Consider the following 22,189-nt stretch of genomic DNA (forward strand, 5'->3'; position numbering starts at 1 on the left):
CCGGGTCGTCAAACGAACACAGATCGGCGACAAACTCACCAAACGAGCCCACCACCGCCAAGTCCGCCACCCCGACGCACCCAAGATCCTCATCGAGCCCCCAGCCGCTTAAGTCAGCGGCATTGGGATCGACCCCGACCGACAACCCCGGCTCGGAGGACGAGCACGCGTGGCCGGCTCATCGCCGCGACGACCGTCGCGGCGGTGAGCGGGTCGTGTGCGCGGCGCTCACCGCTTCGGTCCGCCCCGACCGCCGGCTACAGCTGGGCCGTCGCCAGCCGCGCGCCTTCCGCCATCGCGGCGCACTTCGCCCACACGATGTCCGGCGACACGACGCCCTGCTGGGCCGCGGTCCCGAAGCCGCAGTCCGAGCCGGCCAGCACATTCGGCCGGCCCACGAGACGGCCGTAGCGGACGAGCCGCTGGGCGATCAGCTCCGGGTGCTCGATGTAGTTCATCGTCGAGTCGATGACGCCAGGGATGAGCACCTTCCCGTCCGGCAGCGCGACGTCCTCGAAGACCTGCCACTCGTGCTCGTGGCGCGGGTTCGCCGCCTCGAGCGCGATGCCGTTGGGTCGGGCCTCGAGCACGATGTCGACGATGTCGCGCAGCGCGACGTCGTGGTGGTGCGGCCCCTCGTAGTTCCCCCAGCACAGGTGGATGCGCATCCGGTCCGGGTCGATGCCCGCGGTGGCCTCGTTCAGCACCTCGACGTCCTGCCGGGCGATCGCGCGGAACTCCTCGAGGCTGCGGTCCTGCCACTGCAGGTGCCGGCACATCGCCAGGTCCGGGCAGTCGAGCTGGAGCACGAAGCCGGCGTCCACGATCGCCTCGTACTCCTCCCGCATCGCCGCACCGATCGCGCGCAGGTACTCCTCGCGCGTCGGGTAGTGATGGTTCGCGAAGAAGGCGGCGACGACGCCCGGCGACGCCGCCGACATGAAGACCTCGGTCGCGCCGCCGCCCGCCGTGGCCGCACGGAGGTTCTCGATGTCGACGCGGACCTGGTCGTGGTCCTTGACCGCGATCGGTCCGGTGCAGGCGGGCGGCGCCAGGACGTCGCCGACGTCGGCGGCGTTGAGCTGCATCCACCGGTTCATGAAGTCGGGGAAGTCCATGAGGTCGCTGAGCCCGAGGACGGCCTCGCCCTCCCCGTCGAACCCGCTGAGCCGCTCGCGCACGTACGTCGAATAGCTCTCCTTGCTCATCTCGCCGTCGTTGAGGACGTCGACACCGGCCTCGGTCTGTCGACCGACCACGTCGGTGACCGAGCGGCGGACGCTCCCCACGAAGTCGTCCCCGTGGACGTCGCCGCGCGCGAAGAGCGCGCGCAGGTCGTCGGGCCGGGGAAGGCTCCCGGTGTGCGTGGTCAGGATGCGCTCGTCGCTTCTCCTCATGCGCGGACCTCCTCGTCCGGGACCAGCCGGGAGCCCATGCAACCACCGTGGACGGATCTCGGTGTATCGGCCGATCGTCGGCACACGGTGCTCAGATCACGCTGACCGTCCCGGCGTCCCCGTCGACCCGGACGCGGTCGCCGGTGCGGATGCGGTCGGTGGCCGAGCCGGTCCCGAGCACGGCCGGGATGCCGTACTCACGGGCGACGATCGAGCTGTGGCTCAGCGGGCCGCCGATGTCGGTGACCACCGCGGCGGCGCGGGCGAACAACGATGTCCAGGCCGGGGTCGTCATCCGCGCGACCAGCACCTCGCCGGGCTCCATCGCGCCGAAGTCCTCGGGCCCCCGCAGCACGCGGGCCGGCGCGGTGACCGACCCGGTGGAGCCCGGGACTCCGGTGAGCTCCTCCCCCGCCGGCGTCTCGGCGCCCGGCATGAACGGGCCCACCAGCAGCTGCAGCCAGCGTGCCTCGGGCAGCATCTGCGGCGGTGAGACGAGCGCGCGACCACGACGCAGGGCCCGGCGCTCGTCCAGCGGCGGAGACACCTCCTCGCCACGGATCGCGGCCCGGAGCTCGGCCTCGGTGAGCCAGAAGACGTCGTCGACGCCCACCCCGACCCGCGTCCCGAGCTCACGCAGCATCCGTCGCATCGGCGGCCACGCGAGCCCGACGTCGGCCAGCGCGTCCTCACGGACCGGGGCGAGCGTGCGGGCGCGGCTCAGCAACGCGTCGAGGATCCGCCGGCGCACCGGGTCGAGCCGGGACCGCAGATCGCGCGTGCGGGCGTCGCGCTCGGCCCGCAGTCGCGCGCGGCGCACGTCCGGATCGGTGCCCCGGTCCGACATCTGGAAGCGGATCGTGTCGAGCAACGTGCCCGGGTCGTCGGCGGCGGTGGGCTGGGCGAAGTCGAGGTCGAACACGGCGTGGCCGTAGCGACCGAGGTGCTCGCGGAAGCCGCGGCGCCACGTGTCGGTGTCCATCCCGGTCGCGCGGGCCTGCACCGCCAGCGCGTAGAGCGAGCGCTCGGCTCGGATCGGTTCGCTGTCCTCGCCGAGCAGCAGCACGTGGGCCGCCGGGTCGCCCGGGCGCCGGACCGCACGGTCGTAGAACGTCGTGAACGCGATCTCCGCGGTCGCGGCCAGCGGGATCACCGACTGCACGGCGGTGTAGTACGTCGCGCCCGCCCGCAGGAGGGTGACGACGCCGTCGAGCAGCTCCTCGGCGGAGAGCGTCGCCGGGTCCCTCGCCGTCCACTCCGCGACGGCCGCGACGTAGGTGGGATGCGCCCGCTCGCGCCATCCCCGGACGCCGCCGCGGGTCTCGGTGCGGTTCAGGCCGCGCAGCGCCAGCGGGAGCCGCAGGATCATCCACGCGAGCCCGCGGGTCCGGTAGAAGTAGTACGCGTAGCCGTTGATCGTCGGGAAGGCGATGTCGCCCTCGGGCACCGGCTGCCCCAGCATCTGGGCGAACAGCTCCCGGATGGACCCGGTGACCGCGGGGTCGATCAGGTCCGCGAACAGCGGCGTGAGCGGGCTCGGCATCTGCTCGACGATGCTGGCCCGGAAGTACGCGCCGCCCGGGTACGGCAGTGGCCAGGTCTCGGGCGGCGGCGCCGCGGGCGCGGGCAACGCCGTGATCGGCCGCGACTGGACCAGCGCGAAGCCGTCGCCCGCCCGCGCCCACTCGACGTCCTGGGGCACGCCGAAGTGCTCCTCGGCCCGGACCCCGAGACGGGCCAGCTCGGCCACGGCGGCGGCGTCGAGCACCCCGGTCCGCCGGCGGTCCGCGGGCACCGGGGCCTGGGTGGTGCCCCCGCCGGTCGGCACGGTCATCTCGCTCTTGGTCGCGACGGTGCGACCGACCTCGGCGAGCGTGGCCTTGTCGACGACGATCTCGTCGGTCGCCGCGAGCCCGCCGACCACCGACTCCCCCAGCCCCCAGGCCGCGCTGATCAGGATGCGGTCCCGTCGCCCGGTGGTCGGCTCCGCGGTGAACAGCACGCCGGACGCCTCGGCCTCGACCATCCGCTGCACGACCACGGCGAGCCGCACGTCCACCGGGGCGATGCCCTGGCGGGCGCGGTAGTCGATCGCCCGCGGCGTCCACAGCGACGCCCAGCAGCGCACGACCGCGTCGAGCACGCCGTCCTCGCCGCGCACGTCGAGGAAGGTCTCCTGCTGACCCGCGAAGCTGGCGTCCGCGAGGTCCTCGGCGGTGGCGGACGACCGGACGGCGACCGGCCTCGCCCCCAGATCGGCGTAGGCCGCCCGGACCTCGCGAGCCACCTCGTGTGGCACCGCCGCGGCGAGGAACGCAGCCCGCACGTCGCCGGCCGCCGTCACGTCCAGCCCCGCGGCGTCGACGAACGCCGCGTACGCGTCCGTCGTCAGCACCACCCCCGGCGGCACCGGCAGCCCGGCCCGGACCAGCTCGCCGAGGTTGGCTCCCTTGCCGCCGGCGAGCGCGACGTCACCGGCCCCGAGCTGCGCGAACGTCCGGACGAAGTCCACGCCCGCCAGTGTGCTCCGGTCTCAGCGGGGACGGGGGTCCGGCGGCTGATCTTTCAGACGGCCACGGATGGCCTCGATCGTGATGCCCTCGTTGGCCGCGTGGGTGCCGCCGACGTGGTTGAGCCGCTTGATGGCCGCGCCGCCGCCGTGGTGCAGACCGATGAGCTCCCAGTCGTCGTTGAAGACCGGGCTGCCGGAGCTGCCGGGCTCGGTCGGCGAGCGGTAGTGCATCAGGCTCCGGTCGTAATCGAGCAGGAGGTTGTCCTGCAGGGAGAACTGGGGCTGCGACAGGCCGCGGGGGTGACCGATGACGTAGGCCCGCCGGTCCTCGAGGGGCTTCCGGGGCAGCTTCGGGGCGATCGGCGTCGGGACGACACCCTCCGGGTGGCCGTCCAGTTCCAGGATCGTCGTGTCCAGCCCGCCGTCTCCCGACGGCTGCGACCAGCACACCCGCCGGACCTGGAAGTGGGTTCGCGGCACCGGGTCGTCGTCGAGACCGTGGAAGGCGAGGCGCGTCTCCACCGGATCCAGCGCGCCCGGAACGACATGGTTGTTCGTGACGACGACGAGCCGCGGGAGATCGCGGTGGAGATCGTGACCCGCGACGAGGAACCCCGTACCGATGCCGACCCCGCTGGGGTTCTGGATGCTGGTCACGGCACGACACCGCGAGAGCCCGTTGCGGTACCAGCCGAGGGACTGGTAGCGCTCGGCCCCGAGGATGTGCTCGAGGCGGACGCCGCGGAGATCGGTCTCCAACCGTGACGCCCGGACGTCGGCGGGCTCCACCGTGACCTGGCCCCCGCCGAGCTCGAGCAACGCGGACCGCAGCTGGGCGAGCAGCTCGGTGCCGGGTGAGCTGAGGGTCTCGAGCTCCCACACCGTGCGGAGCTGGCGGTGGAAGGACGCCACCGCGAACCCGTCGGGGTTCGTCGCGAGGAACGCCTCGACCCGCTCGATCGCGTCCTCGTGCCGCCCGAGCGCGAGCGCCGCCTCGCACGCCGTCAGCTCGGTCCACGTGTCCGGGAGACGGTCGGCGACGACCTGGAGCACCGCTCCGGCCAGGTCGGCCGCGGCCGGCCGTGGAGGGCTCAGGGCGGTGCCCTCGCGTTCGGCGCGCGCCAGGAGCGCCACGGCGTTGATCCCGTGCCAGACCCGGTCGAGGTCCTGGAGGTAGGTCGTGAGGTAGGCGTCGAGGGACCGCGAGAAGTAGTCCCGGCGGCGGACGGGTTCGGAGCACGCCAGGAACAGCTCCTTGTAGCAGCGCCCGACGCCGCCCCGAGCCTCGAGGTGGTCGTACTCCGGGAGGTCGTCGTCCTCGGCGAGCTCGCGGTAGATCTGCAGCGCCACGGCGGGCTTGCCCCTGTCGACCAGAGCCTGGGCGTACTGCCGCCGGACCGCCGGTGTGCCGACTCCGTGTGCGAGGGCGGCGTCGGCGACGAGCTCGAGCTCGGCGTACCGCAGGCCCCGGCGGAGGACATCGAGCACCGGGCCCACGCTGTCGGGGAGGGCCGGAACCGTGTAGAGGTGGTCGGCGTACGAGCGGGCGAGCTTGTCCACGGTCGTCCAGTCGAACGTGCTCGTGGCCGCCCGGAACTCCCTGACCCAGTTCCGCCGGGTCACGTGCACTCCTTCGCGTCCATCGCCGCGACCGCCGCGCGACTCGGGCCGGTCAGGCCCCGGAGGCCCGATCGTCGCGTCGCGACCCTCTGGGCGGGTGGTCGTCCGGGATCAGCGCGGCCCAGGCGCTCGCCAGGTTCCCCGCCGGCACCGGGCGGGACTCCAGATCGACGCCGGTCTCGTCCACCTCGATCGGATGCCAGTCGAGGCGCTTCTCGACGATCTTCGCGACGGTCTCGGCCGGCTTGGCGACGCCCAGGTTGTGGACGACCTGGACCACCGGGAAGAAGATCGGCTTCGTGCGGTGCAGATAGCGGTCCGGGTTGGTCGCGGCCATGTGCTTCGGCAGGATCTGCATGTACCAGAGCACCGTGATCGTGGTCCACACGATGGTGAAGGCCTTGAGCCAACCACCCGGGGGAATCGTCGACGGGTCGTCGAAAGGCAACGGGACGCTCTCGGGTTCCGCGAGAATGGTGGCGGTGGTGACGATCAGCGCGACGAACAGCTGACGGGCGGCGAGCCACCCGGCGAGATCCGACTGCGGACGGTCCGGGTAGATCTGGCTCCAGCGGTCGATGACCGCCACCTCGAGGCCTTCCATCACCGCGAGCAGGAGCATCAGCAGGATCGCGATGATGCCTTTGATGAGTGGCGCGACGGACCCTCACCGAGCGCGTGGATGATGCTGGCCACCCAGAGGATCGTCAGGATCAGCCACACGACGAAGAGCACCGTGCCGACGACCGATCGCACGGCCTCCCCGCCCCTGGACGTCCGCTGCTCAGTCACCATGTCGTCATCCCCCACAGGAGTCGTCCCCGACATCGACTCTCACGTCGACTTCACAGAGTGAAAGTTGCAGCCGGGATCGAGAGGGTCAATCCGCCGTTCGTGACGATGCGGTTCCCGAGATCATTCCTCTGCGTGTCCGAGAATCCGCACGGTGCACCCGTTCAGTCCGGCGTCGACGGGTCGCGGGGACCGCCTCTGATGATCTGCAGGCCGGCCCGTCGGAGGTACTCCGGGATCGCGGCGACGACGTCGCGATCTTTCTGCCGAGCCGCCTCCGTCAGGTGCTCCCACGCGACGAGATCGGGGTGCGTGCGCACCGCGTCGTCCCGATCTCCGAGGCGCCAGCCGCGCCCTTCCCGATCTTCCATCCAGCGCTCGTGCTCGGCACGCGCCAATTCCTCGATCTCCCCCGTCGCGAACTCGAATCGGGTGTCCGGCTCGTCGAGCGGAACGACGGCACAGCCCATCCGGCGAATCTTGTCCGTGATCGAGAACGCCTGCGCCAGGTTGGCCTGGCGGAGGTCGTCGGGGAGCTGATCCCAGGGGACGGTCGACGGGTTGTCCTCCACCCTTTCCCCACGGGCACGGGCGTTGCGCACGTAGACGTCGTGCGCGGCACGGGCGATGTCGAGATAGAGACCCCGGCGCAGGGACGACACCGCGTAGACGTGGTCGGTGGTGTTGAAGACGTGGAAGTGGGCGCGGCCGACGGACGACACCGCGAAGTCCGCCCCGGTGATCGCGCCGCCGAGTGCCGTGCTCGAGCCGACGGCGACGACGACGTCGACCGCCCGGTCGTGCCACGTCCTCGTGAGGCGGAGTCCTGTCTGGAGCGCCGTGAGGTCGTCGTCGAGGCACACGAACACGGACGCCAGGTCCTCGGGCACGTCGATCTGCGGCGGCTCGCACCGTGCGGTCGAGGTCCAGGGGACCGCGGGGTCGTCCTGGGCGTCACGCCGGGCGAGCTCGCGAACCACGGCGTCGAAGGACGCTCCGGAACCGACGACCAACGCCGACCCGCCCTCCTCCGCCGAGGGGAGGTGGAGGTCCAGCATGCGTCGCGCCGCTCGCCCGGAGGGGACGAAGACCTCCATGCGGAGAGCGGAGTCGGCGTTGAGCTCGTGGGCGGTGACGGCCGCGCCGAGGGCCGGCGAGGTCATCTCGAGGAAACACCGCGGAGGGTCGGCGAGCCCGGTCAGGGACGCCCGGAGGACGACACCCACGTCGGCGTTGCGCGTGCTGTCGCCGGTCACGACCACCACTTCGCGGGCCCGGTGGCTCCGGGCCTCCCGCAGCACACCGGCGTCCCGGGGATCGCCCGCGACGCGCAGCATCCTCGTCCTGGCGTCCGCGACGTCCGCCTGGCGCGCCACCTCGACGCCGGGCGTGGACCCGTCGACCACGACGCAGGTGCGGCCCTCCTCGACGACGGAGCGCGCGACCAGCAGCGCCGCGGTCCCGCTCCCGCAGACCACGGTGTGGTCGCGGAGCCGCCGGGCACGGACGACGTTGTAGGTGGAGTCATAGACCGCCTTCGCCGTCAGCCACGCGGCGAGGAACGTCGTCGACGGCGCGAGGAACCGGGCGATGTCGAGCTCCACCGGCAGGTGCGATGCCTGCTGCAGCGGCGCCGAGTCGAGCAGGAAGAGCTGCAGCGTGTAATACAGGATGTCGGTCCATCCCTGCCCCGCCTCGATGCCGGGGGCGGGGAGGAAGCGCTCGAAGCCGACGATCCCCAGGACGATCGCGGTCACCGCCACGACGCCCACCGCGAGCCGAGTCAGCGCTTCCGTCTCGCTGGAGCGGTGCCCCGAGCCGTCCGTCGCGCCGCCCGCCGGTCCACGGGCCTGGTCACGTGGACGTTGTGGCGACGTCACCCGATCTGCCCCGCTCCTGGTCGGTCGGTGATCCTCCCCGATCGGACCCAGTGTGCTCCGCTCAGGCCCGGAGCGCGGACATCCCGACCCACTGGTCCCAGGGCACCGTCCAGTCCGAGATGTCGCCGTCGGCAGGCGTCAGCGGGATCGGGCTGTTGGTGACCTCCACTGGGTCGCCGTAGATCGCCGTGTCGAAGTACTGCTCGGCGTTGTCGGTCGAGAGGTTCACGCAGCCGTGGGTGACGTTCTCGGAGCCCTGGTCGCCGGTGGTGTCCGGGTTGGCGTGGATGAACTCGCCGTTGTTCTCGATCCGCACCGCCCAGTGCTCCGGCACGTTCTCGTAGTGGTACTTCGGGTTCGACATCAGCACCGTCTGGTTCTTCTCCATGACGACGTGGATGCCGTTGGTCGTGTTCCGGTTCGGGTCCGAGCCGAGCCCGTAGCTCGCCGGGAAGTTCATGCTCTCCTGGCCGTTCGTGATCACGACCATCTGGTGGCTGTTGACGTCGGCCCGCACGATCTGCGACCGGCCGATCGTGAACTGGCTCGTGACGTCGGTCCGGCCCCACACCCCGTCGCCGTCGTCGACGCCGAGCTGGTGCACCGTGACGTCCACCTGCGTGCCGGGCCTCCAGTAGTTCTGGGGACGCCAGTGCGCCCGCGAGCCGCCGTTGTCGTCGTCGAGCCAGGCCCACGACCCGACCGTCGGGACCGAGGTCCGGACCTGCATCGCGCGCTCGGCGGCGGCCTTGTCGGCGACGTGGTGGTCGAACTGCACGATGATCGGTGCGCCGACCCCGACCGTGTCGCCGTCGCCGATGTTGACGTGGGCGCCGGTCGTCTCGTCGGGCGTCACGGTCGTGAACGCGCCGGCGATCGGCACCGCGCCGCCCGCCTCGGCGCTCGCGTGGCCCGACCACGTGTAGGTGTCGTCGTAGGCGAGGGCCCCCGTCGCGGTCCAGCGGTGCCCGTCGGCCGACACCGTGCCCGGCACGGCGGCGCCGTCGGACCCGACCAGCGACACGTCGGCGATCCGGCCGTGGTCGACCGCGACCGACGGCACGGCATCAGGCGGGACATCGGCGGCGCCGACAGCCGGCGAGGCCGTCACGACCGCGGCCGGGACCGGCGGGGGTCCGGACTCCGACTGCCCCTCGGCCGACGACGGGGCGGCCCCGGCCGACCCCACCGCGCCCAGCACACCGCACACCAGCAGGCCGACCGCCAGCACCACCATGACGGTCACGAACAGCCGCGCCACCACTGCTCCCTCGTCCCTCGACTCGCGCCCAATCTACGACCCCGGGTCACGCATCCCGGTGAGGCGGGAGTGTCGCGGGCGGTGAACCGGACGAACCGTTCGAGGACGATTCCGGAGGGGACGGAAGGACTCATCGCGGACATTCCGCGATGAGCGCGCCACGATCACGTCTCCGCGATGTCGACCGGCCGCTCACCCGCGATCCGCGGCGTCCCGGGTGTCTCCGGGACGTCGTCCACCGCCACCTCGGGCACGGCGTCCTCGCCGAGCTCGGGCACCTCCCGGTCGGGCACGCGCGGGAGCGGGTGCCGCGGCACCGGTGGGACGTCGTCGGCCGGCTCGTCGCGCCCGGCCCGGCTGTGCGTCTGCGTCATGGCCACCTCCGTACGGCGAGGTCCTCACCCGAGGCTACGGCGCGGCCGGCGATGGGAGCATGACGCGATGCGACGGGGCAGGGACGCGGGCACCGGAACGGCGCGGCTGGCCGCGCTGCCGCCGGTCCGGGCGGTGCCGGCCGAGGACGTCCGGGCCGCGCTGGCCGGGACGCCGACGGTGGTCGTCCTCGACGACGACCCGACCGGCACGCAGACGATCCGCGATCTGCCGGTCCTCACGCGGTGGTCGGCCGAGGACGTCGACTGGGCCCTCACCCAGGGCATGCCCGCCTTCTTCGTCCTCACCAACACCCGCAGCCTCGGACCCGACGACGCCGCGGCGCGGGACCGGGAGGTCGTGCGGACCTGCCTCGCGGTCGCCCGCCGGCGCGGGATCGAGGTCGTGTTCGCGAGCCGCGGCGACTCCACGCTGCGCGGGCACTTCCCCCTCGAGACGGACGTGATCGCTGCCGAGATCGAGGGGGAGGCGGGCGAGCCCGACGCCGTGATCCTCTCCCCCGCCTACACCGATGCCGGGCGGGTCACGCTCGACGGCGTGCACTGGCTGCGCGACGGCGATCAGCTGACGCCGGTGGCCGAGAGCGAGTTCGCCGCCGACGCCACGTTCGGCTACCGGGCGTCCCGGCTGGCGGACTGGGTCGCGGAGAAGAGCGCCGGCGCGATCCCGGCCGCCGACGTCGCCGAGCTGGGGATCGAGGCGTTGCGCGGCGGACCGGTCGCGCTGCCGACGGCACGGGTGGTCGTCCTCGACGCGGTCGTCGACGACGACCTGCGCGCGGCGGTGCTCGCGATCCTCGCCGCCGAGCGGGCGGGCGCGCGCTTCGTCTACCGGGTCGGCCCGTCGTTCGTCCGCGCCCGCGTCGGGCAGGAGGCGCAGGCGCCGATCGGCGACGCCGAGCTGGCCGCCGCCGTCGGGACCGGCCACGGCCTCGTCGTCGTCGGCTCCCACGTCGGGCGCACCTCCCGCCAGCTCGACCGGCTCGCCGAGCGCCGCGACCTCGCCCGCGTCGAGATCGACGTCCCCCGGGTGCTCGACGGGGACACCCGCCACCTGGAGGACGCGGTCGCCGAGGTGACGACGTCGCTCGCGCGCCGCACCACCGTCCTGAGCACCTCCCGCACCCTCGTCACCGGCCGCGACGAGGCCGAGAGCCTGGACATCGCGCGCCGGGTCAGCGCCGCGCTCACCGGCGTCGCCGGCCGCGTGGCGGGCTCGAGCGCCTACGTCCTGGCCAAGGGCGGGATCACGTCGTCGGACGTGGCGACCGGGTCGCTGCGCGCCGACCGGGCGTGGGTGCGCGGCTCCCTGCTGCCCGGGATCGTGTCGCTCTGGGCGCCGACCGCGGGGCCGCCGCTGGTGGTGTTCGCGGGCAACGTCGGCGACGACGATGCCCTCGCCGACGTCGTCGACCGTCTGGAGGCCGCGGCATGCGCGTGATCGTCACCGGCGGTGCCGGGTTCCTCGGGACGCTGCTGTGCCGGCGCCTGCTCGCCGGGCCGGTCGGGCTCGGCGGGGCCGCGCCGGCCGAGGTGACCCGGCTCGTCGTCGTCGACCTCGTCGCGCCCGCCGACGACGTCGCCGCCGATCCGCGCGTCGAGCACGTCGCGGGCGAGCTCACCCGCACCCTCGGCGAGGAGGCCGACGCGATCTTCCACCTCGCCGGCGTCGTCAGCGGCGCCGCCGAGGCCGACTTCGACGCCGGCATGCACACGAACCTCGACGGGACGCGCGCGGTGCTGGAGTACGCGCGGGGGCACGCCACGCCGCCGGTGCTCGTGTTCACCAGCTCGCTCGCGGTGTTCGGCAGCGACCCCGCGATCGGGCCCGTCGGCACCGTCGACGACGACACGCTGCCGCGCCCGCAGTCGAGCTACGGGATCCAGAAGTTCGTCGGCGAGCAGCTGGTCGCCGACTACACCCGCAAGGGCTTCGTCCGCGGCCGTTCGGTGCGGCTGATGACGGTGTCGGTGCGCCCCGGCCGCCCCAACGCCGCGGCGTCGAGCTTCCTGTCCGGCATCGTCCGCGAGCCGCTGGCCGGCGAGCGCGCGATCTGCCCGGCGCCGCCGGACATGCCGGTGGCGCTGTCCTCGCCCGACCGCACCCTCGACGGGATCCTCCGGGCCGCCGAGGTCGACGACGCGACGTGGGGCAGCCGCACGGCGATGAACCTCCCCGCCCTGACCACCACCCCGCGCGAGATGACCGCGGCCCTCGACCGCGTCGCCGGGGCCGGCACCAGCGACCTCGTCGACTGGGTCGAGGACCCGGCCGTCGTCGCCATCGTCGGCAGCTGGCCGCCGCGCTTCGAGACGCCTCGCGCCCACGCGCTGGGCCTGACCGCCGACACCACCTACGACGACGTCGTCCGCGCCTACCTCCACCGCTGAGTGCCGAGGGCACGGACGACGTCGCCGCAGTGGCCGGGGAGCCGGCTCAGGCGGTCAGGCGCTGGCCTTCGGCACGCCCTGACCCGGGTCGATGCGCACCGGGCCGTTCTTGCTCGGCTTCACGTCGAAATCGAAGATCCCCGTCGGGATGTAGACCGTCGAGCACGAGTTCGGGATGTCGACGACGCCGGAGAGACGGCCCTCGATCGGCGCCGCGCCCAGGATCATGTACGCCTGGATGTCGGAGTAGCCGAAGGTCGTCAGGTAGTCGATCGCGTGCAGGCATGCCCGCTGGTACGACAGGTGCGAGTCGAGATAGCGCTGCTCGCCGTCGAGCGTCACCGACGTGCCGGAGAAGGCGATCCACTCGCTGTACTGCGGGTCGGTGTTGCCCGGGATGAAGATGGCGTTCTCGGAGACGCCGTAGGTCTGCATGCCGCCCTTGATCAGGTCGACGTGCAGGTCCATGAACCCGCCCATCTCGATCGCGCCGCAGAAGGTGATCTCGCCGTCGCCCTGGGAGAAGTGCAGGTCGCCCATCGACAGGTTCGCCCCGTCGACGAACACCGGGTAGAAGACGCGGCTGCCCTTGGTGAAGTTCTTGATGTCCTGGTTGCCGCCGTTGTCCCGGGGCGGAGCGGTGCGCGCCGCTTCGTTACGGGCCCGCTCGAAGTCGTCGCCGGTGAGCGAGCCGAGGATCGCGGAGTCGGGCTGGGGCGGCAGGGCCAGCGGCGGCACGCGCTGCGGGTCGGTGTCGATGAGGGCCTGCTCGCGGGCGTTCCACTTGCGCAGCAGGTCGTGCGACGGCGCGGTGCCCATGAGGCCGGGGTGCACGATGCCCGTGAACGCGACGTTCGGGACGTGGCGCGACGTGGCCTGGCCGCCGCGGAAGTCCCAGATGACCTTGTAGGCATCCGGGAACTGCTCGGTGAGGAAGCCGCCGCCGTTGCGCGTCGCGAACACCCCGGTGTAGCCCCAGCCCTGCCCGGCGAGCGGACCGGAGTCCTCCTGCGGGATCGGGCCGACGTCGAGGATGTCGACGATCAGCAGGTCGCCCGGCTGCGCGCCCTCGACCGCGATCGGGCCCGACAGGACGTGCACCGAGTTGAGCGGGGCGTTGAGGATGTCGTCGGCGGAGTCGTCGTTGACGATCGCGCCGTCGAACCACTCGCGGCAGTCCACGCGGAACACGTCGCCGGGCTTCACGTGCACCTGGGCGGGGACGTCCGGGTGCCAGCGGTTGTGGCCGACGATCTCCTGTTCGGTGAACTTCTTGTTGCTGTCGAGCGGGAAGACCTTCTTGGGCATCGGAGCTCTCCTGAGGTCGTGCGGAGTGTGGAGCCGATCAGGGACGCGGCAGCGTGGCGGTCCGCGGATCGAGGCGCGGACGGGGCGTGCGGGCCGGACGGGGCGGCGGTGCCGAGACGACCTCGGGTTCGGTGCGCGAGGCCTCGGCGCGGTCGATCGCGGCCGTGCGGGTGGGGTCGGCGTTCGCCAGGCGCGGTGCGGTGATCATCCGCGGGGCGTCGGCGCCGCACGTCGGACAGGCGATCGCGGGCGGGGCGGACCCGAGTGGCCGCATGACCTCGAGAGGCCCGTCGTCACCGCACCGGTACGCATAGAGCGGCATCTCCTCCGACTCCCTTCGTCGTGGCCCGGGGAGCCGACGAGGTGATACGTCGCTCAGGAATTAGTTTCCCAGGAAAGTTAGCGACGTCGCGTCGGCGTTGTCAACGGCCCTCGTCGCCCGTCGCGCTCCGGGATCGAACGGCTACAGCTGCTGGACGACGTCCCAGGTCAGGCCGTCGGCCACCGCCAGGAACACCCGCTGGCGCAGGTGCCGGTCGCGGAGCTCGACAGTACCGCGCGGGCTCTCGTACGCGAGCCCGTCGGCCACGGACATCATCGCCGGCACCTGGGTGGACCCGGCCCGGCGCATCAGCTCGGTGAGCAGCCGGACGCCCTCGTAGCAGGACTCCCCCAGGCTGTTCAGCACCGGAGCGTCGTCGCCGAACTCGCGGAAGTAGGTCGCGGCGAACTCGAGGCCGGAGCTCGTCGCGAGGTCCTCGAAGTAGCCCGCCGACGTCATCAGACCCCGCGTGCTCTCGGGCCCGGAGGCGAGCAGGACGTTCTCCTCGATCAAGGAGCTGAACCGCAGGATGTCGCGGTCGAGCCCGGACCGGGCGAAGGCGCGGTTGAACGCGACGGCGTCGTCGCCGATGAGCAGCATCAGCACCGCCTCGCACCCGCTGGCCTCGACCCGGCGCAGGACCGCGGAGAAGTCCGAGGTCCCGAGCGGCACGAACATCTCGTCGCAGACGGTGCCGCCAATGCGTCGCAGGTAGCGAGCGGCGGTCGCGGCCGAGCGGCGCGGCCAGACGTAGTCGTCGCCGACGATCGCCCAGCGCCGCACGCCCGCGGTCCCGGCGAACCAGTCCAGGGTCGGCCCGAGCTGGAGGTCGGGCGTCTCGCCAGTGAGGAACAGGCCCGGCCGGTCCTCGCCCCCTTCGTAGAGGGCCGTGTAGGCGTACGGGACCCGGCCGCGGATCCGGGGCGCGACGGCCTCGCGGACGGCCGAGATGTGCCAGCCGGTGACGGCCTGGACGGCGCCGGCGCTGACCAGGGCGTCGACCTCGATGGCCACCTCGGCGGGACTGCGGCCGCCGTCGACCGGCACCAGGTTCAGCTCCCGGCCGAGCACACCACCCTCGGCGTTGATCTCCTGCACGGCCAGCGCGGCGCAGCTCTCGCAGGAGGGCCCGAAGATCCCGGCTGGCCCCTGGAGCGGCACCACCAGGGCCATGTCGAGCACGTCGCCCCCGCGCGACGGTCGCGCCGTCCCCGGCCAGGGAAGCGGCGTCTCGGTCATCGTTCGACGCTAGCGAGCGGGCCCCGGCCCGATACTGCTCCGATCGTTGGAGTCGTCCGCACCCGGTGGAGCTGCCGGGCCGCGGACCGACCCCGGAAGAGTCGTTCGACCCGATTTCGCCGCTACCATCGTGCCGTGCCAGCCAGCGCGGAACGCTCCCCGCGAGATGGCGACGAGTCGCTCCGCCTCCTCTCGCTCGTCGAGCACACCCTCACGGGGCGGCTCGAGGAGGCGCTGCGGAGTCAGGGTTCCAGCCTCGACCAGTGGCGGATCCTGCGCCTGCTCGCCGACCGCGGCGGGTGCCCCATGAACGTGGTCGCCGACCACGTGCTCCTGTTGGCGCCGAAGCTCAGCAAGCTCGTCGACCGGATGGTGTCGGCGAACCTCGTCCTGCGCCGGCGCGATCACAGCGACCGCCGTCGCGTGCTGATCGTCGTCTCGGCCCGCGGCCGGCGGGCCCTCGCGGAGTGGGACGAGGCCACCGCCGAGGTCCGCGGCCAGTTCCGCGACCTCCTGGGCGCCGACGCCGAGCTGTTCGAGGAGCTGCTGCAGCGCCTCCAGGCCGGGATCGCCCCCGCCGGTGTCGACCAGCCCGTGGCCACCGAGGCCTGATCCTTCGGCGACCGGCGAAGCATCGCCGAACTAGCGTGCCCGCATGGCCGTCGGCACCGCCGCCCGGGAGCGCGCCGAGCGCTTCGCGCGCGCACACGAGACGCTGTTCCTCCTGCCCAACGCGTGGGACGCGGGCAGCGCGCGCCTCCTGGCGTCACGGCCGGACACGGTCGCCATCGGGACCTCGAGCGCAGCCGCGGCGGCCACGGACGGTCTGCCCGACGGCGAGCGGATCGACCGCGACGCGGCGCTCGCCGCCGCGGCCGCCATGGTCGACGCGGCCGGGGACGTCCCGGTCACCGTCGACCTCGAGGCCGGATTCGGCACGACCCCCGAGGAGGTGCACGCGACCACAACCCGGGCCGTCGTGGCCGGCGCGGCGGGCGTGAACATCGAGGACACCGATCCCGCGACCGGCGAGCTGCGCGACGTCGGGTTGCAGACGGAGATCGTCGCGGCGGCGGCCGGGGCGATCCGCGAGCTCGGGTCGGTCGCGGTCCTCAACGCCCGCACCGACGTCTTCTGGAACCCCGTGGGCGAACCGACGCAGCGCGTCGGCCACGCCCTCGACCGGCTGCGCCGCTACCGCGAGGCCGGGGCGACGTGCCTGTTCGTGCCCGGGGCGCAGCGCACGGGCGCCGAGCTGGGTTCGGTGGAGCGGGTCCTCGCCGAGCTCGTCGGCGGGTGTGACGACGTCCCGGTGAACGTCCTCGCCTCCCGCGACCTCGGGCTCGACCTCGAGTCCCTCGCCGGACTCGGCGTCCGTCGGATCAGCTTCGGGTCCTCGCTGTACCGCGCCGCCCTGGCCTGCGCGACGGCGATCGTGGACGACGTGTCGGCTGGTGCCGGGTGGGACGCGCTCGCCGCGGCGGATCGGCTGCCGTACGGGCAGCTCGCGGAGATCATGACCGGTCCTGATCGCTGACCGCCGTTCACGGCGCGGGACGGCGCGATCACCTCGTGTGGCCATGTCGCAGTGTCCGAGCGTCACCCGGAGCCTTTGTCCCTCGAACGCCGTAGCGATCGGGGGGTAGAGCGAGAGCACACTCTTCACGGAGCCACATCCCGTGCTGGGCCGGGGGGACGAGGATGGGCTCGACTCGGTAGAGAACGGTCGCCCGGCGATGTCGTTCTTCGGCGAAACACCGCCCCGCCCGACCGGGAATCGTTCTTGATCTGATTCTCCGTCGCGGAGCCGATCACGCGGGTACGCCGTATGCGCCGGGATGTTCTCTCATGATCACGTCTTTCGCCTCGGTACGGCGGGACCGCGGCAAGTCTCTGTCTCGTACGCCGTGGCTCGCGATCGTGGGGGCCGCCATCCTCGTCCTCGTGCTCGCGTCGTGTTCGTCCGGGGAGTCGCCTGCTCAGCCGGCGGGCGGAACCGCTCCTGGCGGCGCCCCGGGAGCCGCGACCGCCGGATACGGGCCCCTTCAACCCGGGGACGCGCCAGCGGTACCGAATGCTCCCGTCGAGCCCGGTACGCCGGCGATTCCCGGCGAATCCGGCGCCCCGGGAAGCCCTGTCGGGCCCGGGAGCCCGGGGACCCACGACGGACCCGGCACCCCGGGAGCTCCCGGCGGACCCGGCGACCCCGGGGGCTCCCCGGCTGAGCCGGGTCCGTATCCCGCCTACCCACCCGCCTACGAGTACGCGTTCTCGAAGGCATCGAACGCCGACAGCCTGGTGCAGGCGCTCATGAACGTTCTCACCACATGCCAAGACCCCGACGACCCCGAGCATCCCGAATACGGCGCCATGGTTGCCGACTGCATCCGGGAGGCGCAGACGTACTTCGAGAACCTCCCTGTCCGTTCTCCGGGACCCGGTACGAATTGCGAGGGCGGGTGGCCCGCGAACAGTGATCAGGGGTGGTTCCTCAACACCTGTGTCTCTGATCCGGATTTCGGTGTCGCCCAGCCGAGAGTGGTCGCCGCTGTCATGTCGTGCTTCCAAGACGTCGACTGCCGAGATGCCTACGAGGACAACCAGGAGAGCACCCTCGGACAAGCGCTCTCGTACGAGGCCTTCCGCCGGGAGGTCCTCGTCCCCAACGGGATCGTCTCCCCTGAGGTCCCCAGCGGCTCCGCGACAGCGTCGCCCACGAGTACCACCACACCGACAACCACCACCACACCGACAACCACCACCACATCGATAACCACCACACCGACGACGACCGCCACCACGACCACGACCACCACGACGACCACCACCAGTTCCGGCGCCGGTTAGGTGGCCACCGTCTTCATCAGCCACGCGAGCGCGGACACCGCGCTCGGCGAGCGGCTGCGCGGACGACTCGTCGCCGCGGGCCACGAGGTCTTCCTCGACCGGGATCCTCAGGACGGCATCACGCCCGGCGAGCAGTGGGAGGAGCGTCTCTACGCCGCGTTGCGGTCGGCGGACGCGGTCGTCTGCGTCGTGACGCCCGCCTACTGCCGCTCGGCGTGGTGCACCGCCGAGGTCGTGATCGCCCGGTCGCAGGGCGCGCGGCTGCTGCCGCTGCTCGCCGCGCCGGGCCCGCGGCACGATCTCCTGGGGTCGCTGCAGGAGATCGACCTGACCGAGGACGAGCAGGCGGGGGGCGAGCGGCTCGTCGAGGTCCTGCGGGGCCTCGACGCCGCCGGCGGAGGTGGCTGGCCGGACGACCGCTCGCCGTACCCCGGTCTGGACCCGTTCGATGCCGAGCGGGGCCGGGCGTTCTTCGGCCGGGAGGACGACGTGCGGCGCCTGGCCGCGGCACTGCGCACCCCGGCCGCGCGGGTCGAGCCCGAGATCCACGTCGTGGTCGGTCCGTCCGGGTGCGGCAAGTCCTCCCTGGTCCGGGCGGGTCTCCGCCCCGCCGTGGCCGCCGAGCCGGAGGTCCTGGCGCTCGATCCGTGCCGACCCGGCCGTGACCCGGTCGGCGCGGTCGTCCGGGAGCTCGCCGCCGCGACCCGCCTCTTCGGTCGGCCCGAGCGATCACTCGCCGATCTCCGCCGGGAGGTGCAGGACGGGCACCTGGCCGACGCCGTCGACGAGCTCCTGCTCGCCGTCCCCGGGCAACGCCGCACCCGCCTGTTGCTCGTCGTCGACCAGTTCGAGGAGCTGGTCACGCAGGCCGACGACGCCGCTCGCGCCGACTTCCTCCGGGCGATCGTGCCGGCGCTGGGCCGCCCCCTCCAGGTGGTCGCCGCGCTGCGGCCCGAGTTCCTCGACCGTGTGCTGTCGAGCGCCGAGATCGCCGACCTGCCGCAACGCCTCCACACCATCGCGCCGCTGCAGCGGGAGGCCCTGGTGGCGGTGGTCGAGAAGCCGGCGCAGCTCGCGGGACTCCACCTCGAGGAGGGGCTCGTCGACCGGCTGGTCGACGACACCGGGACCGGCGCTGCCCTCCCCCTGCTCGCCTTCGCCCTGGCGCAGCTCACCGAGAGCGCGGTGCACGACGGGCGCTACCGCGGCGCGACGCTGACCCACGCCCGCTACGACCAGGTCGGCGGGGTCCGCGGCGCGCTGACGCAGCAGGCCGACCGGGCGCTCGCGGCCGCGACGACGGCCGGCGGGCGCGATCGCGAGGCGGTCGTCCGTGAGCTCCTGCGGCTCGTGGTCGTGGACGAGCGGAGACGCCCGCTGCGATCACGCGTGACGCGGAACGAACTGTCCGACCCGGCCGCTCGAGAGCTCGACGAATTCGTCCACCGGAGGCTCCTGACGACCGGGTCCGACCCCGTCGCCGGTCACGTCGTCGTCGAGGTCGCGCACGAGGCCTTCCTGACCGCGTGGGCGCCGCTCGCCGAGGCGATCGATCGCGAGTCCACGGCGCTCCGGGCCAAACGGCGGGTCGACCAGGCCGCCGCCGACTGGGAGGCGAGCGGAGGCGGCCCGGCGGGCCTGTGGGAAGGGACGCAGCTCGCCGGCGTCGTGGCCGATCTCGGGTCCCGGACCGACCGGTGGCGACCCGGTCGTCGAGCAGGACTCACCACCGACCGGATCGAGGTGGGCCCCGGCGCACGGAGCTTCCTCCTGACGAGCATGACCCGTGACCGACGACGACGCCGCCGCGGCGTGGCCGTGCTGTCGGCCCTGCTCCTCCTCGCGGTCGTGGGCGGCACGCTGGCCTTCTTCCAGGCCCGTGCGGCGACGGCCGCCGAACGCCAGGCCGTCGCCCGCCAGCTGCTGGTCCAGGCCGACGTGGCACGACCCACCGACACCCGCACCGCGCTGCGACTCGGGCTGGCAGCCGCACACATCGCGCCCGACGCCGCATCGACGGCGAACCTCGTCGACACGCTGGGCCACACCCGGTACGCGCGCACCCTCCCGCAGAGCAGCGGGGTCGTGACCACCGCCTACTCCCCCGACGGCGCCACCCTGATCACCGGCGACATGGACGGCCGGGCCATCGTCTGGGATCTCACCGACCCCGGGCACCCGGCGCAGGTCGGGGCCGCGCCGGTGCAGCAGGGCTACGTCTACGACGTCGCGTACTCGCCGGACGGCCGCACCGTCGCCACCGCCGGCGCGGACCGCGCGATCTCGCTGTGGGACGTGACGGATCGCCGAGCGCCGCGGCGGCTCGGATCGCCGCTCGGAGGTCACACGGCCGAGGTCCACGGGGTCGCGTTCTCGCCGGACGGCCGGACGCTGGCGTCGGTCGGTTTCGACGGGCGGCTGATCCTCCGCGACACCACCGACCTCGAGCGCCCGGCGACCACGGCCGAGGTGGCGACGGGCCACGTCGGTCAGGTGTTCGGTGTCGCCTTCTCGCCGGACGGACGCGCCGTGGCCACAGCCGGCGCAGACCGCACCGTTCGCCTCTGGAACGTCGCGGATCGGTCGCGGCCGACGGCGCTCGGCGCGCCACTGACCGCCGTGAGCGCCGCGTGGTCGGTGGCGTTCGCTCCCGGCGGGGCCACGGTGTCGGCGGTCGACCAGTCCGGGGACCTCGCCACCTGGGCCGCCGACGGCTCGGGTCGCGTCGTCGGTGAGCCCGTCCGGGTGCACGCCGGTCCGGCGTACCAGCTGGCGTTCTCACCGGACGGGACGATGCTCGCCACGGCCGGGGCGGACCACGAGGTCGGGCTCTTCTCCGCCGCCGACCTCAGCCGTCCCACCCGGCTCGGCGATCCGTTGCGCGGCCACGCCGACCAGGTGTACTCGGTCGCCTTCGCCCCCCGCGGTCACTGGCTGCTCTCGGCGGGTGCCGACCGCACGGCGGTGCTGTGGGACCTCGCCGGTCCGCCCCACGCGACGCCCCTGGGCACCCTGGTCGCCGGCGGTCCGGGAGCGAGCCGCGCCGTCGCGGTGTCGCCCTCCGGTCAGCTCCTGGCCACCGGCGGCCGCGACGCCGCCGTGCGGGTGTGGGACATGGCCGATCCCGCGCGCCCGCGCCCTTCCGGCGCGCCGATCGGCGCCCCGGCCGAGGTCCGCAGTCTCGCGATCTCACCGGACGGCAGGCTCCTCGCGATCGGCGCCGCGGACGGCTCGGTGACGCTCGTGCCGCTCGACGGACCCGGGCCGTTCCGCGCCGCCGGCGCCGTGCCGGCGGTCGGGGGACCCGCGAACGGCGTGGCCTTCGCGCCGGCCGGCGGGACGCTGGCCGTCGGGCACGACGACCGCAGCGTGGCGTTGTGGAGCACCGCCGATCCGGCGCGCCCCACCCCGATCGGAGGTCCGGCGTCCGTGCACACCGGCCCCGTCCACTCCGTCGCGTTCTCGCCCGACGGCGCACGGCTGGCCAGCTCCGGCGCCGAGGGTGCGGTGCTGGAGTGGGACGTCGCGGACCCCGCGGGGCCGCGGGCGATCCCGCCCGGGCTGACGGCCGGTGGGGCGCCGGTGTTCAGCGTGGGCTTCGCCCCGGGCGGAACGCTGGCGAGCGGGGGCTGGGACGGCTCGGTCCTCGTGTGGGACCGGTCGACGTCCGGTGCGCCGCGCCGCACGCCGGCTCCGTCGTCCGACGGCGGCGCCGTCTACACCGTCGGGTTCAGCGGCGACGGCGCGACGCTGGTCGCCGCGGGCTCGGCGGGGTCGGTCACCTCGTGGGACGTGTCGGTCCCCGCGGCACCGCGCATCCTGGGCCAGGCGATTCCTCCGGCAGGGTCGCCGATCGCCGCACTCGGACTGCCGCGTGACCGGCCGTGGATCGCCGCCGCCGGGGCGGACGGGGTCGTCCGGCTCTGGGACATCTCACCGCTGCGCGACCTGCACGTCGACGCCGCCGCGCGCGCCTGTGCGATCGTCGGCAGCGGCCTCGATCCCGCCGCGTGGGCCGCGGCCGTCCCCGGCCTCGACTTCGAGGAGTCCTGTCCCCCGTCGGGTTGACCCCTCCGGCGGAGCACGGCTCCCGGGGAACACCTAGTACTACAGCCTGATTTATGGGTGGCTTGTTGGGCGTGTCGGCTTGGTCGGGACGGTCGGATGAGATCTTGTCTGGCCGGTGGGCGACGATGTCGGTGTGGCCGAGGTCGAGGCGTGGGCTGAC

Annotated in this window: 16 protein-coding genes; 5 read left to right on the forward strand and 11 right to left on the reverse strand. The window is 73.3% G+C overall.

The annotated features are described in order from the left end of the window. Window positions 1–257: 257 nt before the first annotated feature. The 7 genes from QSK03_RS31945 to QSK03_RS31975 form a co-directional block, all read right to left on the reverse strand. Window positions 258–1,397 carry a cobalamin-independent methionine synthase II family protein gene (locus QSK03_RS31945; protein WP_285659749.1) on the reverse strand — a complete coding sequence of 380 codons (1,140 nt, stop codon included), beginning with the start codon at window positions 1,395–1,397 and terminating at the stop codon, window positions 258–260. Window positions 1,398–1,488: 91 nt separating this feature from the next. After that, window positions 1,489–3,909 carry a PEP/pyruvate-binding domain-containing protein gene (locus QSK03_RS31950; protein WP_285659751.1) on the reverse strand — a complete coding sequence of 807 codons (2,421 nt, stop codon included), beginning with the start codon at window positions 3,907–3,909 and terminating at the stop codon, window positions 1,489–1,491. A 21-nt stretch (window positions 3,910–3,930) separates the two neighbouring features. Beyond that, window positions 3,931–5,532, reverse strand: a complete 1,602-nt coding sequence (locus QSK03_RS31955) for a trypsin-like peptidase domain-containing protein (RefSeq protein WP_285659753.1) — start codon at window positions 5,530–5,532, stop codon at window positions 3,931–3,933. A 49-nt stretch (window positions 5,533–5,581) separates the two neighbouring features. Then, window positions 5,582–6,151, reverse strand: coding sequence for a hypothetical protein (locus QSK03_RS31960; protein ID WP_285659755.1), 570 nt, complete (start codon window positions 6,149–6,151; stop codon window positions 5,582–5,584). 334 nt (window positions 6,152–6,485) lie between these two features. Further along, complete coding sequence (locus QSK03_RS31965) at window positions 6,486–8,084, reverse strand: RyR domain-containing protein (protein ID WP_285659757.1); 1,599 nt, start codon at window positions 8,082–8,084, stop codon at window positions 6,486–6,488. A gap of 178 nt (window positions 8,085–8,262) precedes the next feature. Next, a complete protein-coding gene (locus QSK03_RS31970) occupies window positions 8,263–9,462 on the reverse strand; it encodes a L,D-transpeptidase (protein WP_285659760.1) in 1,200 nt (399 codons plus the stop codon). Window positions 9,463–9,626: 164 nt separating this feature from the next. Next, window positions 9,627–9,836 carry a hypothetical protein gene (locus QSK03_RS31975; RefSeq protein WP_285659761.1) on the reverse strand — a complete coding sequence of 70 codons (210 nt, stop codon included), beginning with the start codon at window positions 9,834–9,836 and terminating at the stop codon, window positions 9,627–9,629. A 67-nt stretch (window positions 9,837–9,903) separates the two neighbouring features. On the opposite strand from QSK03_RS31975, the gene QSK03_RS31980 reads away from it, so the two are divergent. After that, a complete protein-coding gene (locus QSK03_RS31980) occupies window positions 9,904–11,295 on the forward strand; it encodes a four-carbon acid sugar kinase family protein (RefSeq protein WP_285659762.1) in 1,392 nt (463 codons plus the stop codon). Next, window positions 11,286–12,245: a D-erythronate dehydrogenase gene (denD, locus tag QSK03_RS31985; protein ID WP_285659763.1), complete on the forward strand. Its 960-nt coding sequence runs from the start codon at window positions 11,286–11,288 to the stop codon at window positions 12,243–12,245. The genes QSK03_RS31980 and denD overlap by 10 nt, the downstream gene beginning before the upstream one ends. A gap of 54 nt (window positions 12,246–12,299) precedes the next feature. Here denD and fmdA read toward each other — a convergent pair whose 3' ends face one another. From fmdA to QSK03_RS32000, 3 genes are all read right to left on the reverse strand, one after another. Beyond that, window positions 12,300–13,553: a formamidase gene (gene fmdA / locus QSK03_RS31990; protein ID WP_285659764.1), complete on the reverse strand. Its 1,254-nt coding sequence runs from the start codon at window positions 13,551–13,553 to the stop codon at window positions 12,300–12,302. Window positions 13,554–13,590: 37 nt separating this feature from the next. Beyond that, the gene (locus QSK03_RS31995; RefSeq protein WP_285659765.1) at window positions 13,591–13,875 is read right to left on the reverse strand and encodes an FmdB family zinc ribbon protein; all 285 of its coding nucleotides are present in this window, start codon (window positions 13,873–13,875) and stop codon (window positions 13,591–13,593) included. 141 nt (window positions 13,876–14,016) lie between these two features. Further along, window positions 14,017–15,048: a substrate-binding domain-containing protein gene (locus tag QSK03_RS32000; RefSeq protein WP_285659771.1), complete on the reverse strand. Its 1,032-nt coding sequence runs from the start codon at window positions 15,046–15,048 to the stop codon at window positions 14,017–14,019. A gap of 201 nt (window positions 15,049–15,249) precedes the next feature. Between QSK03_RS32000 and QSK03_RS32005 the strand changes: the two genes are divergently transcribed. Together QSK03_RS32005 and QSK03_RS32010 are read left to right on the forward strand one after the other, a co-directional pair. Further along, on the forward strand, window positions 15,250–15,726 hold the full coding sequence (locus QSK03_RS32005; protein ID WP_285659766.1) for a MarR family winged helix-turn-helix transcriptional regulator: 477 nt from the start codon (window positions 15,250–15,252) through the stop codon (window positions 15,724–15,726). 43 nt (window positions 15,727–15,769) lie between these two features. Next, complete coding sequence (locus QSK03_RS32010) at window positions 15,770–16,651, forward strand: isocitrate lyase/PEP mutase family protein (protein WP_285659767.1); 882 nt, start codon at window positions 15,770–15,772, stop codon at window positions 16,649–16,651. A 1,051-nt stretch (window positions 16,652–17,702) separates the two neighbouring features. Here QSK03_RS32010 and QSK03_RS32015 read toward each other — a convergent pair. Continuing rightward, a complete protein-coding gene (locus tag QSK03_RS32015; protein ID WP_285659768.1) occupies window positions 17,703–17,930 on the reverse strand; it encodes a hypothetical protein in 228 nt (75 codons plus the stop codon). A gap of 31 nt (window positions 17,931–17,961) precedes the next feature. On the opposite strand from QSK03_RS32015, the gene QSK03_RS32020 reads away from it, so the two are divergent. Continuing rightward, on the forward strand, window positions 17,962–22,029 hold the full coding sequence (locus QSK03_RS32020; protein WP_285659770.1) for an nSTAND1 domain-containing NTPase: 4,068 nt from the start codon (window positions 17,962–17,964) through the stop codon (window positions 22,027–22,029). Window positions 22,030–22,189 lie beyond the last annotated feature (160 nt).

This window comes from Actinomycetospora sp. NBRC 106375, from assembly GCF_030269665.1.
Taxonomy (GTDB): domain Bacteria; phylum Actinomycetota; class Actinomycetes; order Mycobacteriales; family Pseudonocardiaceae; genus Actinomycetospora.

What these genes read in the sequence shown, in the direction of transcription:
- QSK03_RS32000 (WP_285659771.1), bottom strand. Translation starts at nt 15,048, where the DNA reads ATGGCCCTGGTGGTGCCGCTCCAGGGGCCAGCCGGGATCTTCGGGCCC.
- QSK03_RS31980 (WP_285659762.1), top strand. Translation starts at nt 9,904, where the DNA reads ATGCGACGGGGCAGGGACGCGGGCACCGGAACGGCGCGGCTGGCCGCG.
- QSK03_RS31945 (WP_285659749.1), bottom strand. Translation starts at nt 1,397, where the DNA reads ATGAGGAGAAGCGACGAGCGCATCCTGACCACGCACACCGGGAGCCTT.
- QSK03_RS31995 (WP_285659765.1), bottom strand. Translation starts at nt 13,875, where the DNA reads ATGCCGCTCTATGCGTACCGGTGCGGTGACGACGGGCCTCTCGAGGTC.
- fmdA (WP_285659764.1), bottom strand. Translation starts at nt 13,553, where the DNA reads ATGCCCAAGAAGGTCTTCCCGCTCGACAGCAACAAGAAGTTCACCGAA.
- QSK03_RS31975 (WP_285659761.1), bottom strand. Translation starts at nt 9,836, where the DNA reads ATGACGCAGACGCACAGCCGGGCCGGGCGCGACGAGCCGGCCGACGAC.
- QSK03_RS32010 (WP_285659767.1), top strand. Translation starts at nt 15,770, where the DNA reads ATGGCCGTCGGCACCGCCGCCCGGGAGCGCGCCGAGCGCTTCGCGCGC.
- QSK03_RS31960 (WP_285659755.1), bottom strand. Translation starts at nt 6,151, where the DNA reads ATGCTCCTGCTCGCGGTGATGGAAGGCCTCGAGGTGGCGGTCATCGAC.
- denD (WP_285659763.1), top strand. Translation starts at nt 11,286, where the DNA reads ATGCGCGTGATCGTCACCGGCGGTGCCGGGTTCCTCGGGACGCTGCTG.